Source organism: Lysobacter soli (assembly GCF_003382285.1).
Lineage (GTDB): Bacteria > Pseudomonadota > Gammaproteobacteria > Xanthomonadales > Xanthomonadaceae > Lysobacter_J > Lysobacter_J soli.
In genome coordinates this window covers 20,572-41,402 of record NZ_QTJR01000005.1, presented here as the reverse complement: position 1 = coordinate 41,402, position 20,831 = coordinate 20,572, and the positions used below count along the sequence as shown (strand labels likewise).

General features: G+C 67.6%; 22 protein-coding genes. 14 read left to right on the top strand and 8 right to left on the bottom strand.

Features of this window, described 5'->3' with window-relative positions; all coding sequences use genetic code 11:
* The first annotated feature begins 53 nt into the window (after positions 1-53).
* The 9 genes from DX912_RS08795 to DX912_RS08755 all read left to right on the top strand — a co-directional run bounded on the left by DX912_RS08795 (position 54) and on the right by DX912_RS08755 (position 10,033).
* Positions 54-1,568 (top strand): ATPase domain-containing protein, encoded by a 1,515-nt coding sequence (locus DX912_RS08795; RefSeq protein WP_115842132.1) that lies wholly within the window; start codon positions 54-56, stop codon positions 1,566-1,568.
* Complete coding sequence (locus DX912_RS08790) at positions 1,555-3,234, top strand: ATP-binding protein (protein ID WP_115842347.1); 1,680 nt, start codon at positions 1,555-1,557, stop codon at positions 3,232-3,234. The genes DX912_RS08795 and DX912_RS08790 overlap by 14 nt, the downstream gene beginning before the upstream one ends.
* A gap of 35 nt (positions 3,235-3,269) precedes the next feature.
* Positions 3,270-3,734 carry a YidH family protein gene (locus DX912_RS08785; RefSeq protein WP_220340780.1) on the top strand — a complete coding sequence of 155 codons (465 nt, stop codon included), beginning with the start codon at positions 3,270-3,272 and terminating at the stop codon, positions 3,732-3,734.
* A gap of 265 nt (positions 3,735-3,999) precedes the next feature.
* Entirely contained in the window at positions 4,000-6,915 is a 2,916-nt protein-coding gene (locus DX912_RS08780) for a monovalent cation/H+ antiporter subunit A (protein WP_220340779.1), read from the top strand.
* A complete protein-coding gene (locus tag DX912_RS08775; RefSeq protein ID WP_115842131.1) occupies positions 6,915-7,259 on the top strand; it encodes a Na+/H+ antiporter subunit C in 345 nt (114 codons plus the stop codon). The genes DX912_RS08780 and DX912_RS08775 overlap by 1 nt, the downstream gene beginning before the upstream one ends.
* Entirely contained in the window at positions 7,256-8,896 is a 1,641-nt protein-coding gene (locus tag DX912_RS08770; RefSeq protein WP_115842130.1) for a monovalent cation/H+ antiporter subunit D, read from the top strand. Before DX912_RS08775 ends, DX912_RS08770 begins: the two co-directional genes overlap by 4 nt.
* Positions 8,893-9,387 carry a Na+/H+ antiporter subunit E gene (locus tag DX912_RS08765; protein WP_115842129.1) on the top strand — a complete coding sequence of 165 codons (495 nt, stop codon included), beginning with the start codon at positions 8,893-8,895 and terminating at the stop codon, positions 9,385-9,387. Before DX912_RS08770 ends, DX912_RS08765 begins: the two co-directional genes overlap by 4 nt.
* Positions 9,384-9,662, top strand: coding sequence for a K+/H+ antiporter subunit F (locus DX912_RS08760; RefSeq protein ID WP_115842128.1), 279 nt, complete (start codon positions 9,384-9,386; stop codon positions 9,660-9,662). Before DX912_RS08765 ends, DX912_RS08760 begins: the two co-directional genes overlap by 4 nt.
* Positions 9,659-10,033 carry a Na+/H+ antiporter subunit G gene (locus DX912_RS08755; protein ID WP_115842127.1) on the top strand — a complete coding sequence of 125 codons (375 nt, stop codon included), beginning with the start codon at positions 9,659-9,661 and terminating at the stop codon, positions 10,031-10,033. The genes DX912_RS08760 and DX912_RS08755 overlap by 4 nt, the downstream gene beginning before the upstream one ends.
* Before the next feature lie 11 nt (positions 10,034-10,044).
* Here DX912_RS08755 and DX912_RS08750 read toward each other — a convergent pair whose 3' ends face one another.
* The 4 genes from DX912_RS08750 to DX912_RS08735 all read right to left on the bottom strand — a co-directional run bounded on the left by DX912_RS08750 (position 10,045) and on the right by DX912_RS08735 (position 14,678).
* A complete protein-coding gene (locus DX912_RS08750; RefSeq protein WP_115842126.1) occupies positions 10,045-12,669 on the bottom strand; it encodes an excinuclease ABC subunit UvrA in 2,625 nt (874 codons plus the stop codon).
* A 42-nt stretch (positions 12,670-12,711) separates the two neighbouring features.
* Positions 12,712-13,074 carry a response regulator gene (locus DX912_RS08745; protein ID WP_115842344.1) on the bottom strand — a complete coding sequence of 121 codons (363 nt, stop codon included), beginning with the start codon at positions 13,072-13,074 and terminating at the stop codon, positions 12,712-12,714.
* 13 nt (positions 13,075-13,087) lie between these two features.
* Positions 13,088-14,089 (bottom strand): sensor histidine kinase, encoded by a 1,002-nt coding sequence (locus tag DX912_RS08740; RefSeq protein ID WP_115842125.1) that lies wholly within the window; start codon positions 14,087-14,089, stop codon positions 13,088-13,090.
* A 94-nt stretch (positions 14,090-14,183) separates the two neighbouring features.
* Positions 14,184-14,678, bottom strand: coding sequence for a YaiI/YqxD family protein (locus DX912_RS08735; RefSeq protein ID WP_115842343.1), 495 nt, complete (start codon positions 14,676-14,678; stop codon positions 14,184-14,186).
* Positions 14,679-14,822: 144 nt separating this feature from the next.
* Between DX912_RS08735 and DX912_RS08730 the strand changes: the two genes are divergently transcribed.
* Positions 14,823-15,032 (top strand): hypothetical protein, encoded by a 210-nt coding sequence (locus DX912_RS08730; RefSeq protein ID WP_115842124.1) that lies wholly within the window; start codon positions 14,823-14,825, stop codon positions 15,030-15,032.
* Positions 15,033-15,062: 30 nt separating this feature from the next.
* On the opposite strand, the gene DX912_RS08725 is transcribed toward DX912_RS08730, so the two are convergent.
* Positions 15,063-15,242, bottom strand: coding sequence for a DUF3606 domain-containing protein (locus tag DX912_RS08725; RefSeq protein WP_115842123.1), 180 nt, complete (start codon positions 15,240-15,242; stop codon positions 15,063-15,065).
* A gap of 148 nt (positions 15,243-15,390) precedes the next feature.
* Between DX912_RS08725 and DX912_RS08720 the strand changes: the two genes are divergently transcribed.
* Positions 15,391-15,831, top strand: coding sequence for an EF-hand domain-containing protein (locus tag DX912_RS08720; RefSeq protein WP_115842122.1), 441 nt, complete (start codon positions 15,391-15,393; stop codon positions 15,829-15,831).
* Positions 15,832-15,837: 6 nt separating this feature from the next.
* Here DX912_RS08720 and DX912_RS08715 read toward each other — a convergent pair whose 3' ends face one another.
* The gene (locus tag DX912_RS08715) at positions 15,838-16,047 is read right to left on the bottom strand and encodes a hypothetical protein (RefSeq protein WP_147298605.1); all 210 of its coding nucleotides are present in this window, start codon (positions 16,045-16,047) and stop codon (positions 15,838-15,840) included.
* Positions 16,048-16,076: 29 nt separating this feature from the next.
* A complete protein-coding gene (locus tag DX912_RS08710) occupies positions 16,077-16,277 on the bottom strand; it encodes a hypothetical protein (RefSeq protein WP_147298604.1) in 201 nt (66 codons plus the stop codon).
* 271 nt (positions 16,278-16,548) lie between these two features.
* Here DX912_RS08710 and DX912_RS08705 point away from each other — a divergent pair, with 271 nt between their 5' ends.
* From DX912_RS08705 to DX912_RS08695, 3 genes are all read left to right on the top strand, one after another.
* Positions 16,549-16,914, top strand: coding sequence for a response regulator (locus DX912_RS08705; protein WP_115842119.1), 366 nt, complete (start codon positions 16,549-16,551; stop codon positions 16,912-16,914).
* 74 nt (positions 16,915-16,988) lie between these two features.
* Complete coding sequence (locus DX912_RS08700) at positions 16,989-17,546, top strand: YaeQ family protein (protein WP_115842118.1); 558 nt, start codon at positions 16,989-16,991, stop codon at positions 17,544-17,546.
* Between the two features lie 4 nt (positions 17,547-17,550).
* Positions 17,551-18,741, top strand: a complete 1,191-nt coding sequence (locus DX912_RS08695; protein WP_115842117.1) for a BaiN/RdsA family NAD(P)/FAD-dependent oxidoreductase — start codon at positions 17,551-17,553, stop codon at positions 18,739-18,741.
* Between the two features lie 31 nt (positions 18,742-18,772).
* Here the strand turns inward: DX912_RS08695 and DX912_RS08690 are convergent, their stop codons facing one another.
* A complete protein-coding gene (locus DX912_RS08690) occupies positions 18,773-20,794 on the bottom strand; it encodes a M13 family metallopeptidase (protein WP_115842116.1) in 2,022 nt (673 codons plus the stop codon).
* Positions 20,795-20,831 lie beyond the last annotated feature (37 nt).

Genomic DNA, 20,831 nt, shown 5'->3' with positions numbered 1-20,831 from the left:
ACGCGCCCCTCGTTCGGACGCGTGGCACCCCAGTAAATCGGAGACGAAGGCCTATGCAGAGTCGTTCTGAAACGCAGAGCAGCACCGGTACGCGGATTTCCTCGGGCAACAGCGGGCTCGACGACATCCTGGGTGGAGGCCTCGACGCGGATCGGATGTATCTCTACGAAGGCAAGCCCGGCACCGGCAAGACGACGCTCGCGCTGGAATTCCTGCTGGAAGGCGCGCGCAATGGCGAGAAGGCGCTCTACATCTCGCTGTCCGAAACCGAAGCCGAACTCAAGCTCGTGGCGAGCCGCCACGGCTGGGACCTGAAAGGCGTGGAGATCTTCGAACTCGTGCCGCCGGAGACCGCGCTCGATCCGACGCAGGAACTCACGGTCCTGCATCCGGTGGAAGTGGAACTCGGCGAAACCACGAAGCTGATCCTCGATCGCGTGGCCGAACTCAATCCGAGCCGTGTGGTCATCGACAGCCTGTCGGAACTGCGCCTGCTTGCGCAAAGCTCGCTGCGTTATCGCCGGCAGGTACTGGCGCTGAAGCACTTCTTCGCCAGCCGCAGCTGCACCGTGGTGCTGCTGGACGACATGTCGTCTGCACAGGACGACCTGCAGCTGCATTCCATCTCGCATGGCGTCGTGCTGCTGGAGCAGCTGGCGATCGAATACGGCGCCGAACGCCGCCGCCTGCGCGTCATCAAGATGCGCGGCATGGAATTCCGGGGCGGCTTCCACGACATGAAGATCCGCAAGGGCGGACTCGACATCTTCCCCCGGCTCGTCGCGGCCGAGCATCACAGCTCGTTCGTCGGCGAATTCACGCCGAGCGGCAACGCCGAACTCGACAAACTGCTCGGCGGCGGCCTGGAGCGCGGAACCAATGCGCTGCTCATCGGCTCGGCCGGCGTCGGCAAATCCTCGCTCGCGCTCAGTTACGCCATCGCGGCCGCGCAGCGCGGCGAACGCGCGGCGTTCTTCGCCTTCGACGAAGGACGCGGGACGCTGGAAGCGCGTGCACGCACGCTCGGCATGGAGCTGCAGCCGGCCCTCGATTCGGGCCTCATCATCCTCCAGCAGATAGATCCGGCCGAAATGTCGCCGGGCGAATTCGCCGCCATCGTGCGCAGGCGCGTGGACGAGGACGGCGTGCGCGTGGTGGTGATCGACAGCCTCAACGGCTATCTCAACGCGATGCCGGACGGACGGTTCCTGATCCTGCAGATGCATGAACTGCTGACCTACCTCGGCCAGCAGGGCATCCTCACGATCCTGATCCTCGCGCAGCACGGTCTAGTCGGCCCGGCGGACACGCCGCTGGACATCAGCTATCTCAGCGACGCCGTGTTGATGCTACGGTTCTTCGAATATGCGGGCACCGTGAGGCGGGCACTGTCGGTGGTGAAGAAGCGAAGCGGCCATCACGAGCACACGATCCGCGAGTTCCAGCTGAGCGGCAGCGGCCTGTTGCTCGGTCCGCCGCTACGCGATTTTCATGGTGTTTTCTCGGGTACGCCGTCCTATACGGGCGGCGACGAGCCGCTGCTGCATGGCGCCCATGGAACCGACTGAGTCCCTGCAGGAGGTCGTGCTGATCTTCGCGCCCACCGGGCGCGACGCGACCTCCGCATCGGAACTGCTCCAGCGCGCCGGTATCGCCACGCGCATCTGCGGCAGCTACGACGCGCTGCTGGCCGACATCGAGCAAGGCGCCGGCATCGCGTTCGTCGCCGAGGAAGGCCTGTTCGGCCAAGCGCTCGACCGCCTGGCCGACCTGGTGCAACGCCAGCCCGCGTGGTCCGACCTGCCCTTCGTCATGCTTACCAGCCGCCACGACCATCCGCGCGTGGCGGCATGGCGCAAGCAGCAGATCGAGCGACTTGGCAACGTGTCGCTGATCGAACGGCCCGTGCAGCCGATCACGCTGGTCAGCGTCATGCAGGCAGCCTTGAGGGCGCGAAAGCGGCAGTTCGAGATTCGCGCCCTGCTGCTCGCACGTGAGGCGGCCGCCGCGCAGCTCGAAACGCTGGTTGACGTACGCACCGCGCAGCTCCAGGCGGTGAACACGCAGCTTCGCGACGAAATGGTCGAACGCGCGCGCGTCGAGGAAACGCTGCGGCACGCGCAGAAACTCGAGGCGCTCGGGCAGCTCACCGGCGGCGTCGCGCACGACTTCAACAACCTGCTGATGGTGATCACCGCCGGACTCGACATGCTCGAGCTCCACGACGATCCGGAACGTCGCGGCAAGCTGGTGCGCGCGATGCAGCAGGCCGCGCAGCGTGGCGCGGGCCTGACGCGCCAGTTGCTGGCGTTCTCGCGCAGTCGTGCGCTGCGTCCGGAGACGGTGAATCTGTCGACGCTGCTCGGCAACATGTCCGAACTGCTCGACCGCAGCCTGCGCGGCGACATCAAGGTCAACGTCGAACTCGCGCAGGATCTGTGGCCGGTGGTGGCCGATCCGGGCGAACTGGAACTGGTCATCCTCAATCTCGCCGTGAACGCGCGCGACGCGATCAGCGGCAGCGGCGTGATCACGATCACCGGCAGGAACGCGCGCCAGACCATCGAGGGCATCGAAGGCGACTTCGTCAACCTCACGGTGCGCGACACCGGTTCGGGCATGACGGACGAAGTGAAGGCGCGCGTGTTCGAGCCGTTCTTCACCACGAAGGACGTCGGCAAGGGCTCGGGCCTGGGCCTGGCGCAGGTGTACGGGTTCGCCAAGCAGAGCGGCGGCGCGGTGACGATTGATTCGATCGTCGGCGAAGGAACGCGGATCACGCTTTGCCTTCCCCGCTCGCACGAGCTCGCCGAGCATGAAGCCATCCAGGCGCATCACCGCATCGACGTGTCGTCCACGCCGGAGCGATGCGTGCTGCTGGTCGAGGACGACGTCGAGGTGGCGGCGCTGGTGGAACAGATGCTGCGCGGCATCGGCTACGACGTGATCCATGCGACCAGCGCGACCGCGGCGCTCGGCGCGCTGGCGGACGATCGCCGCGTGGACCTGGTGTTCTCCGACATCATGATGCCCGGTGGCACCAACGGCATCGCGCTGGCGAAGCAGATCCGCAAGCGGCGTCCGGCATTGCCCGTGCTGCTGACCAGCGGGTTTTCCGAAGCGATGCGCGGCGAGGCCGAGGCGCTGGGCATCTCGATACTTCGCAAGCCATACGGCCTCAACGAACTGCGTGCGGCCATCGAGCACCACGTTCCGGCACCCGCGGTTTCATAGGTTCGCGCCACGCTCCGACACTCCGGGAGGCACCGATGTCCGCTCAGGAACCCGCCGTCACCTCGCCGCTTGCTTCCACGTCCAACGAACTTGCCTCGCGCCGCACCGGGATGGCGTTCCAGCGAACGCGGCTGGCCGCCGATCGCACGCTGATGGCGGTTATCCGCACGTCGCTGTCGCTGCTCAGCTTCGGCTTCACGATCCACAAGGTCTTCGACCAGCTGAAGGAAACCGGCATGATCGCGCACGCGGCGTCGGGGCGGAACTTCGGCCTGTCGCTCGCGCTCATCGGTGCGCTGGTGCTGACGATGGGCATCGTCTACCACGCGTGGTTCATGTACGCGCTGCGCAGGCAGCGCGATGCAATGCGCGCCGAAGGGGTGCTGCATGCGCAGAGTCCGTTCCCGCCGTCGATGACGCTGATCACGGCGCTGCTCCTGCTCGCCCTGGGCGTCGTCACCGTCGTCAGCATGATCTATCGCGTGGGACCGTTCGTTTGAACGCAACCTTCCAACGATCGTCATGTCTGCGCAAGCGCACCGCGCCGCGCGCAGTCGACAAACGAGGTGGTGGCAGGTGTTGCGTTCGCAGGCTACAGTGACCTGACACCTCCTTGGCCCTTCCGCGGTTCATCCGCGACGACCCGACGGCGAGGTTTGCCATGATCCAACCCCTCTTCCGTGCGACGCCTCCGCGCCGCACCCTGCTGGCCGCCGAACTTTCCGGCGGTCCGGCTCGTGCGTTCGATCGCGCCGCGCACTGCCGATGACGTCGATATCGCTCCTCGCGCTCGTCGCCCTGCCCTTCATCGGCAGCCTGCTCGCCGCCGTCCTGCCGACACGCTCGCGCACGCTGATCGCGGCGTTCGCCGGAATGATCGCGGCCGTCGTGTCCGTCGTGCTGCTCACCTCGTTCCCGATGGTGCGCGGCGGCGGCGTGATCCGCGAGACGATCCACTGGATGCCGTCGATCGGCCTCGACCTCGCGTTCCGCCTCGACGGATTCGCGTGGATGTTCGCGGTGATGATCTCGGTCATCGGCGTGCTGGTCTGCCTGTACGCGCGCTACTACATGTCGCCGGAAGACCCGGCCGCGCGCTTCTACGCGATGCTGCTGGCCTTCATGGGCGCGATGCTCGGCGTGGTGATGTCGGGCAACCTGCTGCAGCTGGTGGTGTTCTGGGAACTCACCAGCCTCGCCTCGTTCCTGCTCATCGGCTACTGGTACCACCGAACCGATGCGCAGCGCGGCGCGCGCATGGCGCTTGTGGTGACCGGCGCCGGCGGGTTGTGCCTGCTCGCCGGCGTCGTGCTGCTGGGGCAGATCGTGGGCAGCTTCCAGCTCGACGACGTGCTTGCATCTGGCGACAGGATCAAGGCGCACGCGTGGTATCCCGCGACGCTGGCGCTGATCGCGATCGGCGCCCTGACCAAGAGCGCGCAGTTCCCGTTCCACTTCTGGCTGCCGCGTGCGATGGCGGCGCCCACGCCGGTGTCGGCCTACCTGCATTCGGCGACGATGGTGAAGGCGGGCGTGTTCCTGCTCGCGCGGTTCTGGCCGGTGCTGTCGGGAACCGACGAATGGTTCTGGCTGATCGGCGGTGCGGGCGGCATCACGCTGCTGCTGGGCGCGTACCTGGCGATGTTCCAGAACGACCTCAAGCGCCTGCTCGCGTATTCGACGATCAGCCACCTCGGCCTGATCACGCTGCTGCTCGGCCTCAACAGCCCGCTGGCCGCGGTCGCGGCGGTGTTCCACATCATGAACCACGCGACGTTCAAGGCATCGCTGTTCATGGCCGCGGGCATCGTCGACCACGAGACCGGCACGCGCGATCTCCGCCGGCTCAACGGCCTGATCCGTTCGATGCCGCGCACGGGTGCGCTCGCGCTGATCGCCACCGCTGCGATGGCCGGCGTGCCACTGCTCAACGGCTTCCTGTCGAAGGAGATGTTCTTCTCCGAGACGGTCTTCCTGTCCGCATCGCCCGTCATCGAATGGACGCTGCCGGTGCTGGCGACGGTCGCCTCGTTGTTCGCGGTCGTGTATTCGCTCCGCTTTGGTTACGACATCTTTTTCGGCCCGCCCTCGACCGACCTTCCGCGCACGCCCGAAGAAGCCCCGCGCTGGATGCGCATGCCGATCTTCTTCCTCGTGACCGCGTGCGTGATCGTCGGCGTCGCACCAACCTTCGCCATCGGCAAGGTGCTCGACGCCGCGGCGCTGCCGGTCGTCGGCGGCACGCTGCCCGCGTACAGCCTCGCGCTGTGGCACGGCTTCAACCTGCCGCTGGCGATGAGCCTGGTCGCCATCGGCGGCGGCATCGTCGGCTACGTGTGGCTGCGTGCGATGCAGGAACGCGGACGCCTCGTGCTTCCGCCGCTCATCTCGCGCTGGAACGGCCGCGAGCTGTTCGAATCGACCATGCTGGCGATCACGCGCGGCGCCCGCGACGTGCTGAACGCCTGCACCACGCGTCACCTGCAGCCGCAGCTTTTCATCGTGATCGCCACCAGCGTCGTGCTGGCATCCTTCGCGGCGCGCGGCTTCACGCTGAGCTGGGGCGATCGACCGCGCGTGCCGGCGTCGTATGCGTTCGTCGTGTTGTGGATCATCGGGATGATCTGCGCCGTCGGCGCCGCTGCGACGGCGAAATACCACCGCCTCGTCGCGATCACGCTCATGGGCGGCGCGGGGCTCGTGACGTGCCTGACGTTCGCGTGGTTCTCCGCGCCCGACCTGGCGCTGACGCAGATCGTGGTGGAAGTGGTGACCACGATGCTGTTCCTGCTCGGCCTGCGCTGGCTGCCGATGCGCATGGAGAAACCGGGCGAACGCGCGACGCTGCGCGACCGCGCGCGCCGCGTGCGCGATCTGGCGCTGGCGGTCGTCGTGGGCGGCGGGCTGGCGACGCTGTCGTTCGCGTTCCTCACGCGGCCTGCGCCGCAGAGCATCTCGCCGTTCTTCCTCGGCAACGCGCTGCCCGGCGGCGGCGGCACCAACGTGGTGAACGTCATGCTGGTCGACTTCCGCGCGTTCGACACGATGGGCGAGATCACGGTGCTCGGCGCCGTGGGGCTCACCGTGTACGCGTTGCTGCGGCGTTTCCGCCCGCCTGCCGAAAGCATCGCGCAGCCCGACCAGCAACGCGCCGTGCCGCAGGAACGCGCGACCGACCTGATGAAGCCGCGCCGTTCCGATGCGTTCGCGCGCGGTTACCTGCTGGTGCCGTCGGTCATCGCGCGACTGCTGATGCCGGTCGCGCTTGTCGTCGCCGCGCACTACTTCCTTCGCGGACACAACGAACCGGGTGGCGGCTTCGTCGCTGGCCTGATCGTCGCGATCGCGCTGCTGATGCAGTACATCGTGTCCGGCACGCGCTGGGTCGAGGCGCGCACGCGCGTGCGTCCGACGCGATGGATCGCCATCGGCCTGCTCATCGCCGGTCTCACCGGCCTGGGATCGGTGGCGCTCGGTTATCCGTTCATGACCACGCACACCGCGCACGTCACGCTGCCGGTGCTGGGTGAAGTCCACCTGCCGAGCGCGGCTTTCTTCGATCTCGCCGTGCTCGGCGTGGTCGTCGGATCGACGCTGCTGATCCTCACCGCGCTGGCGCATCAGTCGATCCGGAAACAGGCGCCCGCGCCGCATCCGTCGACCACCGGAGGCCGCCCCTGATGGAAATCCTGCTCGCACTGGTGATCGGCGTGCTCGGCGGTGCCGGCGTATGGCTCGTGTTGCGCCCGCGCACGTTCCAGGTCGTCATGGGACTCGTACTGCTGTCGTACGCGGTGAACCTGTTCATCTTCAGCATGGGCAGCCTGTCGATCGACCATCCGCCGATCGTGACGCCGGGACAGCCCGCCGACCTGCAGAACTACAGCGACCCGATGCCGCAGGCGCTGGTGCTGACCGCGATCGTCATCGGGTTCGCCACGACGGCGCTGTTCCTGGTCGTGCTGCTGGCCGCGCGCGGCTTCAGTGGCACCGACCATGTCGATGGCGAGCAGGACGCGCCATGAATCCGAACGCCGCATTGATCATCGCGCCCGTCGTCCTGCCGATGATGGCGGCGGCCGTGCTGTTGCTCATCCGCGATTCGCGCCGGCTGCGGGGATCGCTTGTCAACATCTTCGCCAGCTGCGCGGGCCTCGCCGCCGCCGTGGCGATCCTGTGGCACGTGAACCACGCGACGGGGCCGGACGCGGTCGCGGTGCACCTGACGTCGAACTGGGCGGCGCCGTTCGGCATCGCGCTGGTCGCCGACCGGCTTTCGGCGCTGATGCTGGTGGTCGTCGGCATCGTGGGCGTGGGCACGTCGCTGTACGCCGCGGCGGGCTGGTCGCGCACGGGCTCGTACTTCCATCCGCTGTTCCAGATCCTGCTGATGGGCATCAACGGCGCGTTCCTGACCGGCGACCTGTTCAACCTGTTCGTGTTCTTCGAGGTGATGCTCGCCGCGTCGTACGGCCTGCAGCTGCACGGTTCGGGATGGCCGCGCGTGCGTTCGGGCATGCACTACATCGCGATCAACCTGCTGGCGTCGTCGCTGTTCCTGATCGGCCTGGCGATCCTCTACGGCGTGATGGGCACCCTGTCGATGGCCGACGTCGCGGCAAAGGTGCCGCTGGTGCCGTTGTCCGACCGCGGCCTGCTGCACGCGGGTGCGGCGATCCTCGCGATGGCGTTCCTGATCAAGGCCGCGGTGTGGCCGCTCAACGCGTGGCTGGTGCCGGCGTACACGGCGGCGAGCACGCCGGTCGCGGCGCTGTTCGTGCTGATGACGAAGGTCGGCGTGTACGCGGTGCTGCGGCTGTGGATGCTGCTGTTCCCCGCGGTGGACGGCGCGTCCACGCAGTTCGGCGGACCGCTGCTGCTGGCCGCGGGCCTTGCGACGCTGGCCTTCGGCGCCATTGGCGTCCTCGCGTCGATCCGCCTGGACCGCATCGCCGCGTTCTCGGTGATCGTCACGTCCGGAACGCTGATGGCGTCCTTCGCCACGGGCTCGATCGCGGCCGCTGCGGCGGCGTTGTTCTACCTCATCAGTTCGACCTTCGCGGTGAGCGCGCTGTTCCTGATGGTCGAACCCGTGCAGCGCACGCGTTCGGAGCGACACGCGCAGCGCCCGGTCTACGACGCGATGCCCGACGAGGACGACAACCTCGACGACGAACAGTTGCCCTTGGTGGGGCGCGCATTCCCCGTGTCCGTCGCGGCACTGGGCCTGGCCTTCATGGCGTGTTCGCTGCTGGTCGCGGGACTGCCGCCGTTGTCGGGTTTCCTGTCGAAGGCGGCGATCCTGACGGCGATCGTCGGCGACCAGGCGCACCCGGCCTCCAGCTCGACATGGATCCTGATGACGCTGCTGCTGTGCTCCAGCCTGTTCACGACGATCTCGCTGGTGCGCGCGGGCATCCGCCACTTCTGGGCGAGCGGCGGCCGCTTCGCGCCGCGGCTGAAGGTCGTCGAGAGCGGCGCCGTGCTGGTCCTGCTCGGTGCGTGCGTGGCGCTGACGGTGTTCGCCGATCCGGTCCTGCGCTACACGACGGCCACGGCGACGTACCTGCACGCGCCGCGCCCGTACGTGGATGCGGTGTTCGGCACGCCGCCGCGCCCGGGCCCGACCAAGCCCGAATACCCGCAGGTCGAGACGCCATGACCGTCCTTCGCCGCCTCCTGCCCTCGCCCGCGCTGTCGGTCGCGCTGCTCGCGATCTGGCTCCTGCTGGCGCGCAGCGCGAGCGCCGGGCATATCGTGCTCGGCCTCATCGTCGCGATCGGCGTGCCGGTGCTGGTGTCCAGCTTCTGGCCGCCGTCGCGCGCGCGCCATCCATTCGCGATCCTTCGCTACACGCTGCTCATCTGCGGCGATGTCGTGCATTCCAACCTCGTCGTCGCGTGGGGCGTGGTGCGGTGGCGCTGGCATCGGCCGGCGCACCGTTTCGTCGTGATCCCGCTGGACCTGCGCGATCCGGTCGGACTGGCCGTCCTGTCAATGGTGACCACCGTCGTGCCGGGCACCGTGTGGTCGGAACTGGCGGTCGATCGCAGCGCGATGCTGCTGCACGTGTGGGACGCGCCGGACGAGGCCGACTTCGTCGCCCGCTTCAAGGCGCGTTACGAGGCGCCGCTCCGGGAGATCTTCGAATGAGCACGCTGCTGTTCTACGCCATCGCCTTCACGCTGGGCTGCTACACGCTGGCATCGCTCATGGTGCTGGTGCGGCTGCTTCGCGGTCCGCGCGCGCAGGACCGCGTCTTCGCGCTGGACCTGCTGTACATGCAGGCGATGCTGGTGGTGCTGGTGATCGGCATCTTCCACCAGAGCGACCTCTACTTCGAAGTCGCGCTGCTGATCGCGCTGTTCGGCTTCGTCAGCTCGGCGGGCATGGCGAAGTTCATCCTGCGCGGGGAGGTCATCGAATGAACGACGTTCCGTTCTGGCTCCAGATCGTCGTCGCTGCACTGCTGTTCTTCAGCGGCGTGTTCGTGGTGATCGGCGCGCTGGGGTTCCTGCGGCTGCCGGGCTTCTTCCTGCGCATGCATCCGCCGGCACTGACGTACACCATCGGCAGCTGGTGCGTGGCGCTGGCGGGCGTGCTGTATTTCTCGGCACTCGAGGGGCGTCTGGCCATGCATCCCCTGCTGATTCCGGTGTTCCTGGCGATCACCGTTCCCGTCACGACGCTGCTGCTCGCGCGCGTGGCGCTGTTCCGCCGGCGGCTTGCAGGCACGTCGGATACGCCGCCGACGCTGGGAGCATCCGACGCAGCGAGCGGCGAACGACCGGCGCCCTGAGCGCCGAACCGCTACCCCAGCGACTTCCGCAGGTACGGCGCCGTGCGGCTGTCGTTCGCGCGGCTCACCTCGTCGGGCGTGCCGGCCGCGACGATGCGTCCGCCCTCCTCGCCCGCACCGGGGCCCAGGTCGATCACCCAGTCGCTGTCGGCGACGACCCGCATTTCGTGCTCGATGACGACGACCGTGTTGCCCGCATCGACGAGACCGTGAAGCTGCGCCATCAACTTGTCGACGTCGGCCGCGTGCAGGCCCGTCGTCGGCTCGTCGAGCACGTACAGCGTGTCGCCACGCTGGCTGCGCTGGAGTTCGGAGGCGAGCTTGATGCGCTGCGCCTCGCCGCCCGACAGCTCCGTGGCCGGCTGGCCCAGCCGCAGGTAGCCCAGGCCGATTTCGTGCAACAAGGTAAGCGGCCGCTCGACGACGCTCTCCGCCTTGAAGAACGTCCGCGCCTCGTCCACCGTCATCGCCAGCACCTGCGCGATGTTGCGTCCGTTCCATTCGACTTCGAGCGTCTTCGCGTTGTAGCGGCTGCCGTGGCAGGTCGGGCACGGCGCGTAGACGCTCGGCATGAACAGCAGTTCGACGCTGACGAAACCTTCGCCCTCGCAGGTTTCGCAGCGTCCCTGCGCGACGTTGAAGGAGAACCGCCCCGCGCTGTACCGTCGCGACTTCGCGGTCTTCGTCGCCGCGAACAGCTTGCGCACGTGGTCGAACAGGCCGGTGTAGGTCGCCAGGTTCGAGCGCGGCGTGCGGCCGATGGGTTTCTGGTCGACGTTGACCAGCCGGCGGATTGCATCGCTCCCGGCGCCGAGCCGTCCGACGGTACGGACGATCGGCCCCATCGACGGCGCATCGCCCTCGCCTTCTTCCACCGCCGGTTCGTGGCCGAGGTGGTCGCCGACCAGTTCGACCAGCGCCTGGCTGACCAGGCTGGATTTGCCCGAGCCCGACACGCCCGTGACGGACGTGAACGCACCGATGGGGAATCGCGCGTCCACGCCGTGCAGGTTGTTGCGATGCACGCCGCGCAGTTCGAGCCAGCGCGTGGGCGTGCGTGGCGTGCGCCGCACGGCGCGCCCGTCGAACAGGTAGCGACGCGTCATCGACGGCTCGACGTTCGCGAGTCCCTTGGGAGGACCGCTGTAGAGCACCTTGCCACCGTGCTGGCCCGCGCCGGGGCCGACATCGACCAGCCAGTCGGCGCGCTGCATCAGCTCGAGGTCGTGTTCGACGACGAACAGCGTGTTGCCCGTGCCCTTGAGCTGGTCGAGCGCGTCGTACAGCGCCTCGCTGTCGGCCGGATGCAGCCCGGCCGACGGTTCGTCGAGCACGTACACCACGCCGAACAGGTTCGAGCGAATCTGCGTCGCCAGACGCAGCCGCTGCAGTTCGCCGGGCGACAGCGTCGGCGTCGGTCGATCCAGCGCAAGGTAGCCGAGCCCCAGTGCCTGCAGTGCGCCGATGCGTTCGATGAGGTCGTGCGCGATGCGCTGCGCGGCGATCCGCTTTTCCTCGGACAGATCGGGCGTGCGGCGCACGTCGGAGCTTCCGGCATGCGCCGAGCCTCCCGATGCGACGCGCGTTTCGACATCCTTCCGGCTCGCCGCGCGACTGCGCGTGCGCGTATTCGTCGACGCCTCGAAGTGGCCTTCCGCGGCGGGCTTCAAGGTCTGCGCGATGCGATCGAGCGACAGCTGCGACAGCGTGCCGATGTCCAGGCCGGCGAAGGTCACCGACAGCGCCTCGCGCTTGAGGCGTCGTCCCCCGCACACCGGGCACGGCGCGCCGGTCATGAAGCGCGACACGCGCTTCTTCATCAGCGCGCTCTGCGTGGTCGCGAAGGTGTGCAGCACGTAGCGACGCGCACCGGTGAAGGTGCCCATGTACGCCGGCTCGGTCTTGCGCTTGAGCGCCGTGCGCGTCTGCGCGGGCGTGAAGCCGGGATACACCGGCACCGTCGGCGTTTCCTCGGTGAAGAGGATCCAGTCGCGGTCCTTCTTCGGCAGCTGCGACCACGGGACATCGACGTCGTAGCCGAGCGTCACCAGGATGTCGCGCAGGTTCTGCCCGTGCCACGCCGGCGGCCACGACGCGATGGCCCGGTCGCGGATGCTGAGCGATGGATCGGGCACCATCGACTGCTCGGTGACGTCGTACACGCTGCCCAGGCCGTGGCAGTTCGGACACGCGCCCTGCGGCGTGTTGGGCGAGAAATCCTCCGCGAACAGCATCGGCTGCTTCGGCGGATACGTGCCGGCGCGCGAGTACAGCATGCGAAGCAGGCTCGACAGCGTCGTGATGCTGCCCACGGTCGAGCGCACGTTCGGGGTACCACGCTGCTGTTGCAGCGCGACAGCCGGCGGCAGGCCTTCGATCGCATCCACGTCGGGCACGCCGACCTGGTCGATCAGGCGGCGCGCGTACGGCGACAGCGATTCGAGGTAACGCCGCTGCGCCTCGGCGTACAGCGTGCCGAAGGCCAGCGACGACTTGCCCGAGCCCGATACGCCCGAAAACACCACCAGCGCGTCACGGGGTATGTCGACGTCGACCTCGCGCAGGTTATGTTCGCGTGCGCCGCGAACACGCACGAAGGCGTCGGTGCCGTGGGTGTCGCGGTCGCGTTTGGCCATGGACCGGATTGGACACGGAGGCGTGCCGACGCACGGTGACGGTTACGGCGTCGACACCTCGGGAAGCAGGCCACGCAGGATCGGCTCCAGCCGCGATATGCGGTACGGCTTCTGCACGATTGGAAACGCGCGGTACGGCTCCGGCAGACCCGATTGGCCGTAGCCGGTGGTGAACACGAAGGGGATGCTGCGCGCCTTGAGCGCGTCGGCGACCGGATACGAGGCAGTACCCGCGAGGTTGATATCGACCACGGCGAGGTGGATCTCGTTCTGCTCGAGGATCGACAGCGCCTCCTCCACCGTCGCGGCGATCGGCGGCACCGTGTAGCCCAGCCGCACCAGGTGGGCTTCCAGCATCGAGGCGATGAGGAACTCGTCCTCGACGATCAGTACGCGCAATTCCATCGCGGCCTGCACTCTATGGACTCGTGAAGGGAATGACGATGTCGCATCGCAGCCCGTCGCGTTCGAATGCCAGCGTCGCCTCGCCGCCCAGATCGTGCTTCAGGCCGCGTCGAAGCAGCGTCGAGCCGAAGCCGAACTGCGTTGGAGGCGTGACCTCGGGGCCACCCGTCTCCTTCCAGTGCAGCTGTACGGCGCTACGCGTCGCGTCGAACTCCCAATGGATGCCGACGCGCCCGCCCGGCACCGACAACGCGCCATGCTTGATCGCGTTCGTGCAGAGCTCGTGCAACGCCATCGCCAGCGCTACGGTCCGACGCGGTTCGAGGATGGCGGTCGGGCCCGTGATGTCGAACCGTTCGCCTGCACGCTGCTGGAACAGGCTGGCGGCGCCTTCGACGATGTCGGCGATGTCCGCGCCCTGCCAGTTCTCGCGCGTGAGGATGTTGTGCGCATCCGACAACGCGAGCAGGCGGGATTCGATCTTCTCCCGCGCTTCGTCCGGGTCCGGCGCGCCGTCCAGCGTCTGGAACACGAGCGACTGCACCATCGCCAGCGTGTTCTTCACGCGGTGGTTGAGCTCGTTGACCATCAGCTGCATGTGCTTTTCATGTTCCTGCCGCTCGGTCACGTCGCGCGTGGTGCCTGCGATGGCCTCCACGCGCCCGTCGGGATCGAACACGGGGGTGAAGATGTAGTCGTAGATCCGCACGCCCTTGGTCGTGTGCGGGAACGGAACGTCGCCGCGGATCGGCCGGCCCGTCGCGATGACCTGTTCGATCTCGCGGTCGTGCATGGCGGCGTGCCACGGCTCGTAGCCCAGTTCGAGGCAGGTCCTGCCGATCGCGTCGTCCCAGCTGCGGCCCCACATCGTCAGCAACGCGTCGTTGGCGTAGATGAAGCGGTGCTGGAGATCGAAGACGTACACCAGGTCGGGCGTCGCCTGCATGATCGCCTCGTAAAGGCGCAGCTTCGCCGATGCGGCGGCGGGATCGTACGCGTGCGCGAGGTCGTTCATGTTCCTCAGGATCGCATGCAGCGGCCCATTCACCGTGAAGGCGTGGGCGTGGTCGTGATGGCGGTCGTGTCCGGGCTGCGGGCGGCGCGTGCGGTCAGCCGAGTGTCGTGCCGCGGGGTTTGGGACGCTGCGCGAGCCATCGGTCCAGCTGGTTCGCGAAGGCCTGCCGGTCCCGCGCATGGAACGCCGGCGGGCCGCCGGTCTGCACGCCGGCACCGCGCAGTTCCTCCATGAAATTGCGCATCGACAGGCGCTCGGCCATGTTCTCCGGGCTGTAGCGTTCGCCGCGTGGATTCACGGCCACGCCGCCCTTCTCGATCACGCGCGCCGCCAGCGGGATGTCCTGCGTCACCACCAGGTCGCCGGCCTGCATGCGCTCGACGATCTCGCTGTCGGCCACGTCGAACCCGCCCTGCACCTGCAACGAGCGGATGAACCGAGACGACGGGCAGCGGATCCACTGGTTCGCCACGAGCGTGACCTGGACCTGCGCGCGCTCGGCCGCGCGGAACAGGATGTCCTTGATCACGCCGGGGCACGCATCGGCATCGACCCAGACCTGCGGCTGCGGAATTTCGGACTCGCTCATCGGCGCATCGGTGGTGGGCATGGAAACGGCGGCCAGCTTGACCGATCCGGCGGCGGTTGTCTGAACATTCCGCTCAGCACATCACGTGGCAAATGCACCGCGCTGGCTAGCGTCACCGCTCCCCCGAACCACAACTCCACGCGTATGGATCTTCCCGCTCAGACCCTCCCCGCCGGCTGGCGCATCGAAGCGCGCAGCCCGACTTCGACGCGCTTCGAGGATTGTGCGATCCGCATCACCAGCCCGAACGGCGAGGTCGTCGAATACCTCGCGCGTCCGTACCAGGTCGAATGCGAGGTCACCCGGCAGCTCGCCGAAGCGCTCGGCACGACGCAGTCCGCCGCGGCGGCGTGATGCAATCGAACGCGGGCCACGCGCCCGCGTTCAGCCGCGCTGGAAGTACTCGCGCACCTTGGCCGCCACCGGTCCCACCGCCTCGACCGCGGCACGGAGCTCTTCCTCGGTGACGTCCAGCGCCTGCGTCCAGTAGCGGACCTCGTGTTCCTGGTGGACGTTGATGCGGGAGCGGTCCGGCTCCCCGCGCGTGTTCGTGCTGTCGCTCATGGCGTACCTCCGGTGGGGGAGTCGCCAGCGTATGGACCGGGATGTGAGCACGGAGCCAAGGGCTTGCCCGCTTCTGCGCAGGCTTGCGGTGTCCGCCCCCCCGCCCCCGCTGCGTTGCTTCAGCTGAACTCACCAGGGGGAATTCGCCGTGACCTGTCGCCTGCCGCTGACCGTGCTTCTGCTGGGCGTTGGACTCTCCGGGTCGGTGCTTTGCGCGCCGCTCGACACCGCGAACGCGGCCAAGGACGACTTCGCGAGGACGCGCTTCGAATTCCTCGATGCGAACCGGGACGGCGTCCTGAGCAAGTACGAGTACGACAGCGACGTCGTGTTCGAGACGGCGGACCGCAACCGCGACCAGTTGCTGTCCGCCGACGAATTGCAGGCCGCGATCGGGCCGCAGCCGGCCGATGCGCCGACCGCGCCGGAACGGATGATCGCGGTCGACCTGGACCGCGATGGCCAGCTCGACGACGCCGAACTGCGCCGCGCGCTCGAGATGCGCTTCAGCTGGCTCGACCGCAACGCCGACGGCGGCCTGGACTTCGATGAAATGAAGGCCGGCGTCGGCGCCCGCGTACGCCCCTGACGCCGCTCAGCCCCAGCTGGACACGTCCTGGCGATAGCCCATCGCCTGCTGCAGCTGTTCGGTGAGCTTGCGCGCGCCCTCGTCGGGACGATGCACGAACCGGATCTGCAGGCCCTGCGGGCTGGTGATGATGAGCGTGCAGTTCGGCCATCCACAGGACGGGCCGTGCACTTCCATTCGCCAGTCCGGGGGCAACGTGCGCAGGACTTCGTTCATGGTCGACTCCATTGGATCTCCGTCCAGGCTCACAGCCGGTTGTTGAGGATTTCGCCCGCGCGCACGTCCTCGGCGATCTGCTCGGGCCGTGCGATGCGAAGCGTCGGATCGCCCTGCTCGCGCACGTGCTGCGCCGCGAACAGGTCGGCCTGCAGCTCGCGCGTGATCTCGCACGCGAACTGGAAGGGCTTGTGGACGAAGGTGATTTCCTGTCCGTGGGGACTGGTCAATCGGAGGCCGCATTCGCGCCTGTCGCGCGACGGAGGCAATGCTTCGAGGCGCCAACCTGGCGGAAGGCACTGGATGGTGAGGTTCATGGTTGCGCTGCTCCCTGTGCAGTCGGCAAGAACGTAATGGAGCAAACGCACGTTCCGTGTGAAGCCAGCCATGCGCCTTCACACTCGCGGCCGGTATCACCGGGGCTCCACATTTTTCCGACGCATTTCCGACAACATCGGTCGCTAGGATCGCGGGGGGAGCTGCGACACGAGGTGACCATCCATGCGTTGCTCGTGCTCGATGCTGTTCGTCGAAGACAACTACCTGCTCGCGCAATCGGCCGTGGACGCGCTGGGCGACGTCGGAATGCGCGTGCATCCGGTGCCCGATGCGAGGTCGGCACTGGAACTGTTCGAACGCACGCGTTTCGACTGCGCGGTGATCGACGTCGAACTGCCCGGGGGAATCGACGGCGTGGAACTCGCGCGCCGGATCCGGCGGATGCGTCCCGGCTTCCCCATCGTGCTGGCGACCGGCTACGACGCGACGCAATGCCGCGCGCCCGCCGACATGCCGGTCTTCCAGAAGCCGTACCGCTTCGAGGACATCGCCGCGTTCGTGTGCGGCCCGGCGCGGCTGGGGCGCTGATCGAGGCGCCGCCGGCAGCGGAGGCGACAAACGCCTAGAATGCCGGCTCCGTTTTTCGCCCAAGGCAACCGCACATGGCGCTCAAGGCGACCGTGGTCAAGGCCGAGCTGCAAGTCAGCGACCTCGACCGGCATCACTACGCGACCTACCCGCTCACCCTCGCCCAGCATCCGTCGGAGACCGACGGGCGGCTGATGGTGCGCCTGGTCGCATTCGCACTGTTCGCCAGCGAACGGCTGGAATTCGGCAGGGGCCTGAGCAACGAGGAAGAACCCGATCTCTGGCGCCGCGACTACACCGGTGACATCGAGCAGTGGATCGATCTGGGCCAGCCCGACGAATCGCGCATCCGCAAGGCCTGCGGCCGCGCGCGGCAGGTGGTCGTCGTGAACTACGGCGGCCGCGCCTCCGACGTGTGGTGGGAGAAGAACGCAGTCGCGTTGTCGCGCCTTTCGAACCTCACCGTCATCGACATCGACGCCGACACGGTCGAAGCGCTCGGCGCGGCGATCGAACGCAGCATGCGGTTCAACGCGCTCATCCAGGACGGCGAACTGCAGCTGATGGGCGAGAACGGCGTGATCGCCTTCCGCCCGCGAATCCGCATCGCACCGGCGGCGCAAGCCGCCTGACGGCATGGGCGGGCACTACGACGTCATCATCGTCGGCGGTGGCGCCGCGGGTTTGATGTGCGCGCTGACCGCGGGCCATCGCGGCCGGCGCGTGCTGGTGATCGAACACGCCAACCGCGTCGGCAAGAAGATCCTGATGTCCGGTGGCGGGCGCTGCAATTTCACCAACACCGGCGCGACGCCCGCCAACTACCTGTCGGCGAATCCGCATTTCTGCAAATCCGCGCTGGCGCGCTACACGCCGTGGCATTTCATCGACATGGTCGAACGCCACGGCATCGCGTACCACGAGAAGGAGCTGGGGCAGCTGTTCTGCGACGAGTCGTCCAAGCTCATCGTGAAGATGCTGCTGGACGAATGCGCCGCGGCCGGCGTTCGCGTGGAAACCAGCTGCAGCATCGAGAAACTGGGGCACGGCGACAGCGACGAGGCGCGCTTCCGCGTGCACACCACGCGCGGGAATTTCTCCGCGCCATCGCTGGTCGTCGCGAGCGGCGGGTTGTCGATCCCGAGCATGGGCGCGACCGGCTTCGGTTACGAACTCGCGCGCCAGTTCGGCCATGCGGTGCTGCCCACGCGCGCAGGTCTGGTGCCGCTGACGCTGAGCGGCAAGCATCAGGAACGACTCGCCGATCTGTCCGGCGTCGCGTTGCCGGTCACCGCGCGGTGCAACGGCGCGAGTTTCAGCAATTTCATGCTGGTGACGCATCGCGGCGTCAGCGGGCCATCGATCCTGCAGATATCGTCGTTCTGGCAGCCCGGCGACGACCTGCGACTCGACCTGCTGCCCGGCCACGATGCGCTGGAAACCCTGCAGCAATGGCAGCGCGACCGCCCCGCGGCCGAGCTGAAGACGATGCTCGGCGAGGTGATGCCCAAGCGCTTTGCGCAACGCCTGTGCGAGCACTGGCTGACCAGCCGACCGATGAAGCAGTACAACGCGCCGCAGCTGCGCGAGATCGCCGCCGTGCTGTCGGACTGGGCGCTCGTCGCCAGCGGCACCGAGGGCTATCGGACCGCGGAAGTGACGCTCGGCGGCGTGGATACCGACGAAGTGTCGTCGAGCACGATGCAATCCAGGCGTGTGCCGGGCCTGTACTTCATCGGCGAGGTCGTCGACGTCACCGGCTGGCTAGGCGGCTACAACTTCCAGTGGGCGTGGGCCTCGGGCCACGCCGCCGGCAACGCGGTGTAGGCGTTCGCGCCCACACCGCGCAACGCTGCGCTCACCACACTTCGCAGCGATCCGCGTCCGGCCGCACCATCGGCGCATCGGCCTTGCACTGGAACGCTTCGCGGAACGCCGGCAGGTTCGACAGCGGCCCGTTCACGCGGTACTTCGCGATGGGATGCGGGTCGCCCTGCACCATCGTGCGCTGCGTTTCCATGCGCGTCTCATCTCCGCGCCACTGGCCCCATGCGAGGAAGAACTGCTGCTCGGGCGTGAAACCGTCGAGCGTCGGCTCCGGGCCCTTGCCCTCGCGCGACTTCTGGTACGCGCGGAAGGCGATCTTCGCGCCGGCGAGATCGCCGATGGATTCGCCCAGCACGAGCTTGCCGTTGTGGTGCACACCCGGTTCGATGAAATAGCCCTCGAACTGCTTCACCACGCACTCGCCCTTCGCCTGGAACTGCTTGTTGTCGGCCGGCGTCCACCAGTTCGCGAGGCGGCCCTGAGCGTCGAACTGCGCGCCCTGGTCATCGAAGCCGTGACTGATCTCATGGCCGATGACGACGCCGATGGCGCCGTAGTTCACAGCGTCGGTGGCGTTCACGTCGAACGCCGGCGGCTGCAGGATGCCCGCCGGGAACACGATCTCGTTCTGCAGCGGGTTGTAGTACGCATTCGACGTCGGCGGCGTCATGCCCCAGCGGCTGCGGTCGGTCGGCTTGCCGATCTGGCTGCGGTTGTCGGCGACGTTCCAGCGCGATGCGGCGACGACGTTGTCCCATGCCGAATCGCGCGAGACGACCACACCATCGTAGGTCTTGAACTTGTCCGGATACCCCAGCTTCGGGAAGAAGGTCGCGCGCTTCTCCAGCGCCTTCTTCTTCGTCGCCGGATCCATCCAGTCCAGTTCGTTGATGGTGTCGTCCATCGCCAGCAGGATGTTCTTCACCATCTCCTGCATGCGCGCCTTGGCTTCCGGCGGGAAGTATTTCTCGACGTACTTCTGCCCGAGCGCTTCGCCGAGCTGGTTGTCGGTGGCTTCGGCGCAACGCTTCCAGCGCGGCTTGATCTCGGTCGCGCCGGTGAGGAACTTGCCGTTGAAGGCGAAGTTCTCCTCGACGAACGGCTGCGACAGCGAATCGGCGGCGGTGTTCAGCACGTGCCACTGCAGGTAGGTCTTCCACTGCGGAAGCGGCGTGGTCGCCAGTTCCCTGTCGACCTGCTGCACGAACTTCGGCTGCGTCACGTTCAACGCGTTGCGCGGCATCTTCGCGGCGTCGAAGTACGCGTTCCAGTCGAAATGCGGCGCGAGCTTCGACAGGCCGGCGAACGCGGTCGCGTTGTCCTGCAGCTTCGGATCGCGCAGCTGGACGTTGTCGAACGACGCCTCGGCCAGGCGTTTTTCGAAGGCGAACACGGTGTCGGCGTCCTGCTTCGCCTGCGCGGCGGGAACGCCGGACAGCTCGAACATCTTCGCCACGTGCGAGAGGTATTTCGCGCGGGCCTCGACGAAGCGCGGCTCGGGCTTGAGGTAGTAATCGCGATCCGGCATGCCCAGGCCGCCGGCGTAGATGTGCGCGATGGTCTTCGATGGATCGTGCAGATCCTCGCCGGCATAGAGCTGGAAGGGCACGGCGACGCCGACGTCGTGCAGGCGGCCGATCGCCTTCTGCAGGCCGACCTTGTCGTTGATCGCCGCGATCTCGTTGAGCCACGGCTGCACCGGCTTGCTGCCGAGCGCGTCCACGCGCGATTCGTCCATGCACGCGGCGTAGAAATCGCCGGCGAGCTGGCCCGCGCTGCCCTTCGGCCAATCGGTCTTCGCCGACAGCTCGGTCAGGATGTCGCGGACGTGTTCCTTATTCACTTCACCGGACTGCCAGCGCCGGCTCCAGCGATCCATGTAGTTCGGGATCGGGTTCTGCTGGCGCCACGCGCCGTTGGCGTAGTCGAAGAAATCGGTGCAGGCATCGCCGTTGCGGTTGATGTCCTCGGGATGGATCCCGTGGACGGCACCGGCCGAGGCGGTGGTGGCGGCTGCGAGCAAGGCGACGAGCGGAAGGCTGGATCGGACCACGGCAACGCCCCTGGGTCTGGGTGGGTGCCGCCACTAT

Excerpts from the sequence above, each read along its gene's own strand:
- DX912_RS08725 (WP_115842123.1), bottom strand. The coding sequence starts at position 15,242 with ATGAGCGACAGCACGAACACGCGCGGGGAGCCGGACCGCTCCCGCATC.
- DX912_RS08775 (WP_115842131.1), top strand. The coding sequence starts at position 6,915 with ATGGAAATCCTGCTCGCACTGGTGATCGGCGTGCTCGGCGGTGCCGGC.
- DX912_RS08735 (WP_115842343.1), bottom strand. The coding sequence starts at position 14,678 with ATGAGCGAGTCCGAAATTCCGCAGCCGCAGGTCTGGGTCGATGCCGAT.
- DX912_RS08790 (WP_115842347.1), top strand. The coding sequence starts at position 1,555 with ATGGAACCGACTGAGTCCCTGCAGGAGGTCGTGCTGATCTTCGCGCCC.
- DX912_RS08740 (WP_115842125.1), bottom strand. The coding sequence starts at position 14,089 with ATGAACGACCTCGCGCACGCGTACGATCCCGCCGCCGCATCGGCGAAG.
- DX912_RS08780 (WP_220340779.1), top strand. The coding sequence starts at position 4,000 with ATGACGTCGATATCGCTCCTCGCGCTCGTCGCCCTGCCCTTCATCGGC.
- DX912_RS08795 (WP_115842132.1), top strand. The coding sequence starts at position 54 with ATGCAGAGTCGTTCTGAAACGCAGAGCAGCACCGGTACGCGGATTTCC.
- DX912_RS08700 (WP_115842118.1), top strand. The coding sequence starts at position 16,989 with ATGGCGCTCAAGGCGACCGTGGTCAAGGCCGAGCTGCAAGTCAGCGAC.
- DX912_RS08755 (WP_115842127.1), top strand. The coding sequence starts at position 9,659 with ATGAACGACGTTCCGTTCTGGCTCCAGATCGTCGTCGCTGCACTGCTG.
- DX912_RS08695 (WP_115842117.1), top strand. The coding sequence starts at position 17,551 with ATGGGCGGGCACTACGACGTCATCATCGTCGGCGGTGGCGCCGCGGGT.
- DX912_RS08730 (WP_115842124.1), top strand. The coding sequence starts at position 14,823 with ATGGATCTTCCCGCTCAGACCCTCCCCGCCGGCTGGCGCATCGAAGCG.
- DX912_RS08705 (WP_115842119.1), top strand. The coding sequence starts at position 16,549 with ATGCGTTGCTCGTGCTCGATGCTGTTCGTCGAAGACAACTACCTGCTC.
- DX912_RS08760 (WP_115842128.1), top strand. The coding sequence starts at position 9,384 with ATGAGCACGCTGCTGTTCTACGCCATCGCCTTCACGCTGGGCTGCTAC.
- DX912_RS08750 (WP_115842126.1), bottom strand. The coding sequence starts at position 12,669 with ATGGCCAAACGCGACCGCGACACCCACGGCACCGACGCCTTCGTGCGT.
- DX912_RS08785 (WP_220340780.1), top strand. The coding sequence starts at position 3,270 with ATGTCCGCTCAGGAACCCGCCGTCACCTCGCCGCTTGCTTCCACGTCC.
- DX912_RS08715 (WP_147298605.1), bottom strand. The coding sequence starts at position 16,047 with ATGAACGAAGTCCTGCGCACGTTGCCCCCGGACTGGCGAATGGAAGTG.
- DX912_RS08765 (WP_115842129.1), top strand. The coding sequence starts at position 8,893 with ATGACCGTCCTTCGCCGCCTCCTGCCCTCGCCCGCGCTGTCGGTCGCG.
- DX912_RS08770 (WP_115842130.1), top strand. The coding sequence starts at position 7,256 with ATGAATCCGAACGCCGCATTGATCATCGCGCCCGTCGTCCTGCCGATG.
- DX912_RS08745 (WP_115842344.1), bottom strand. The coding sequence starts at position 13,074 with ATGGAATTGCGCGTACTGATCGTCGAGGACGAGTTCCTCATCGCCTCG.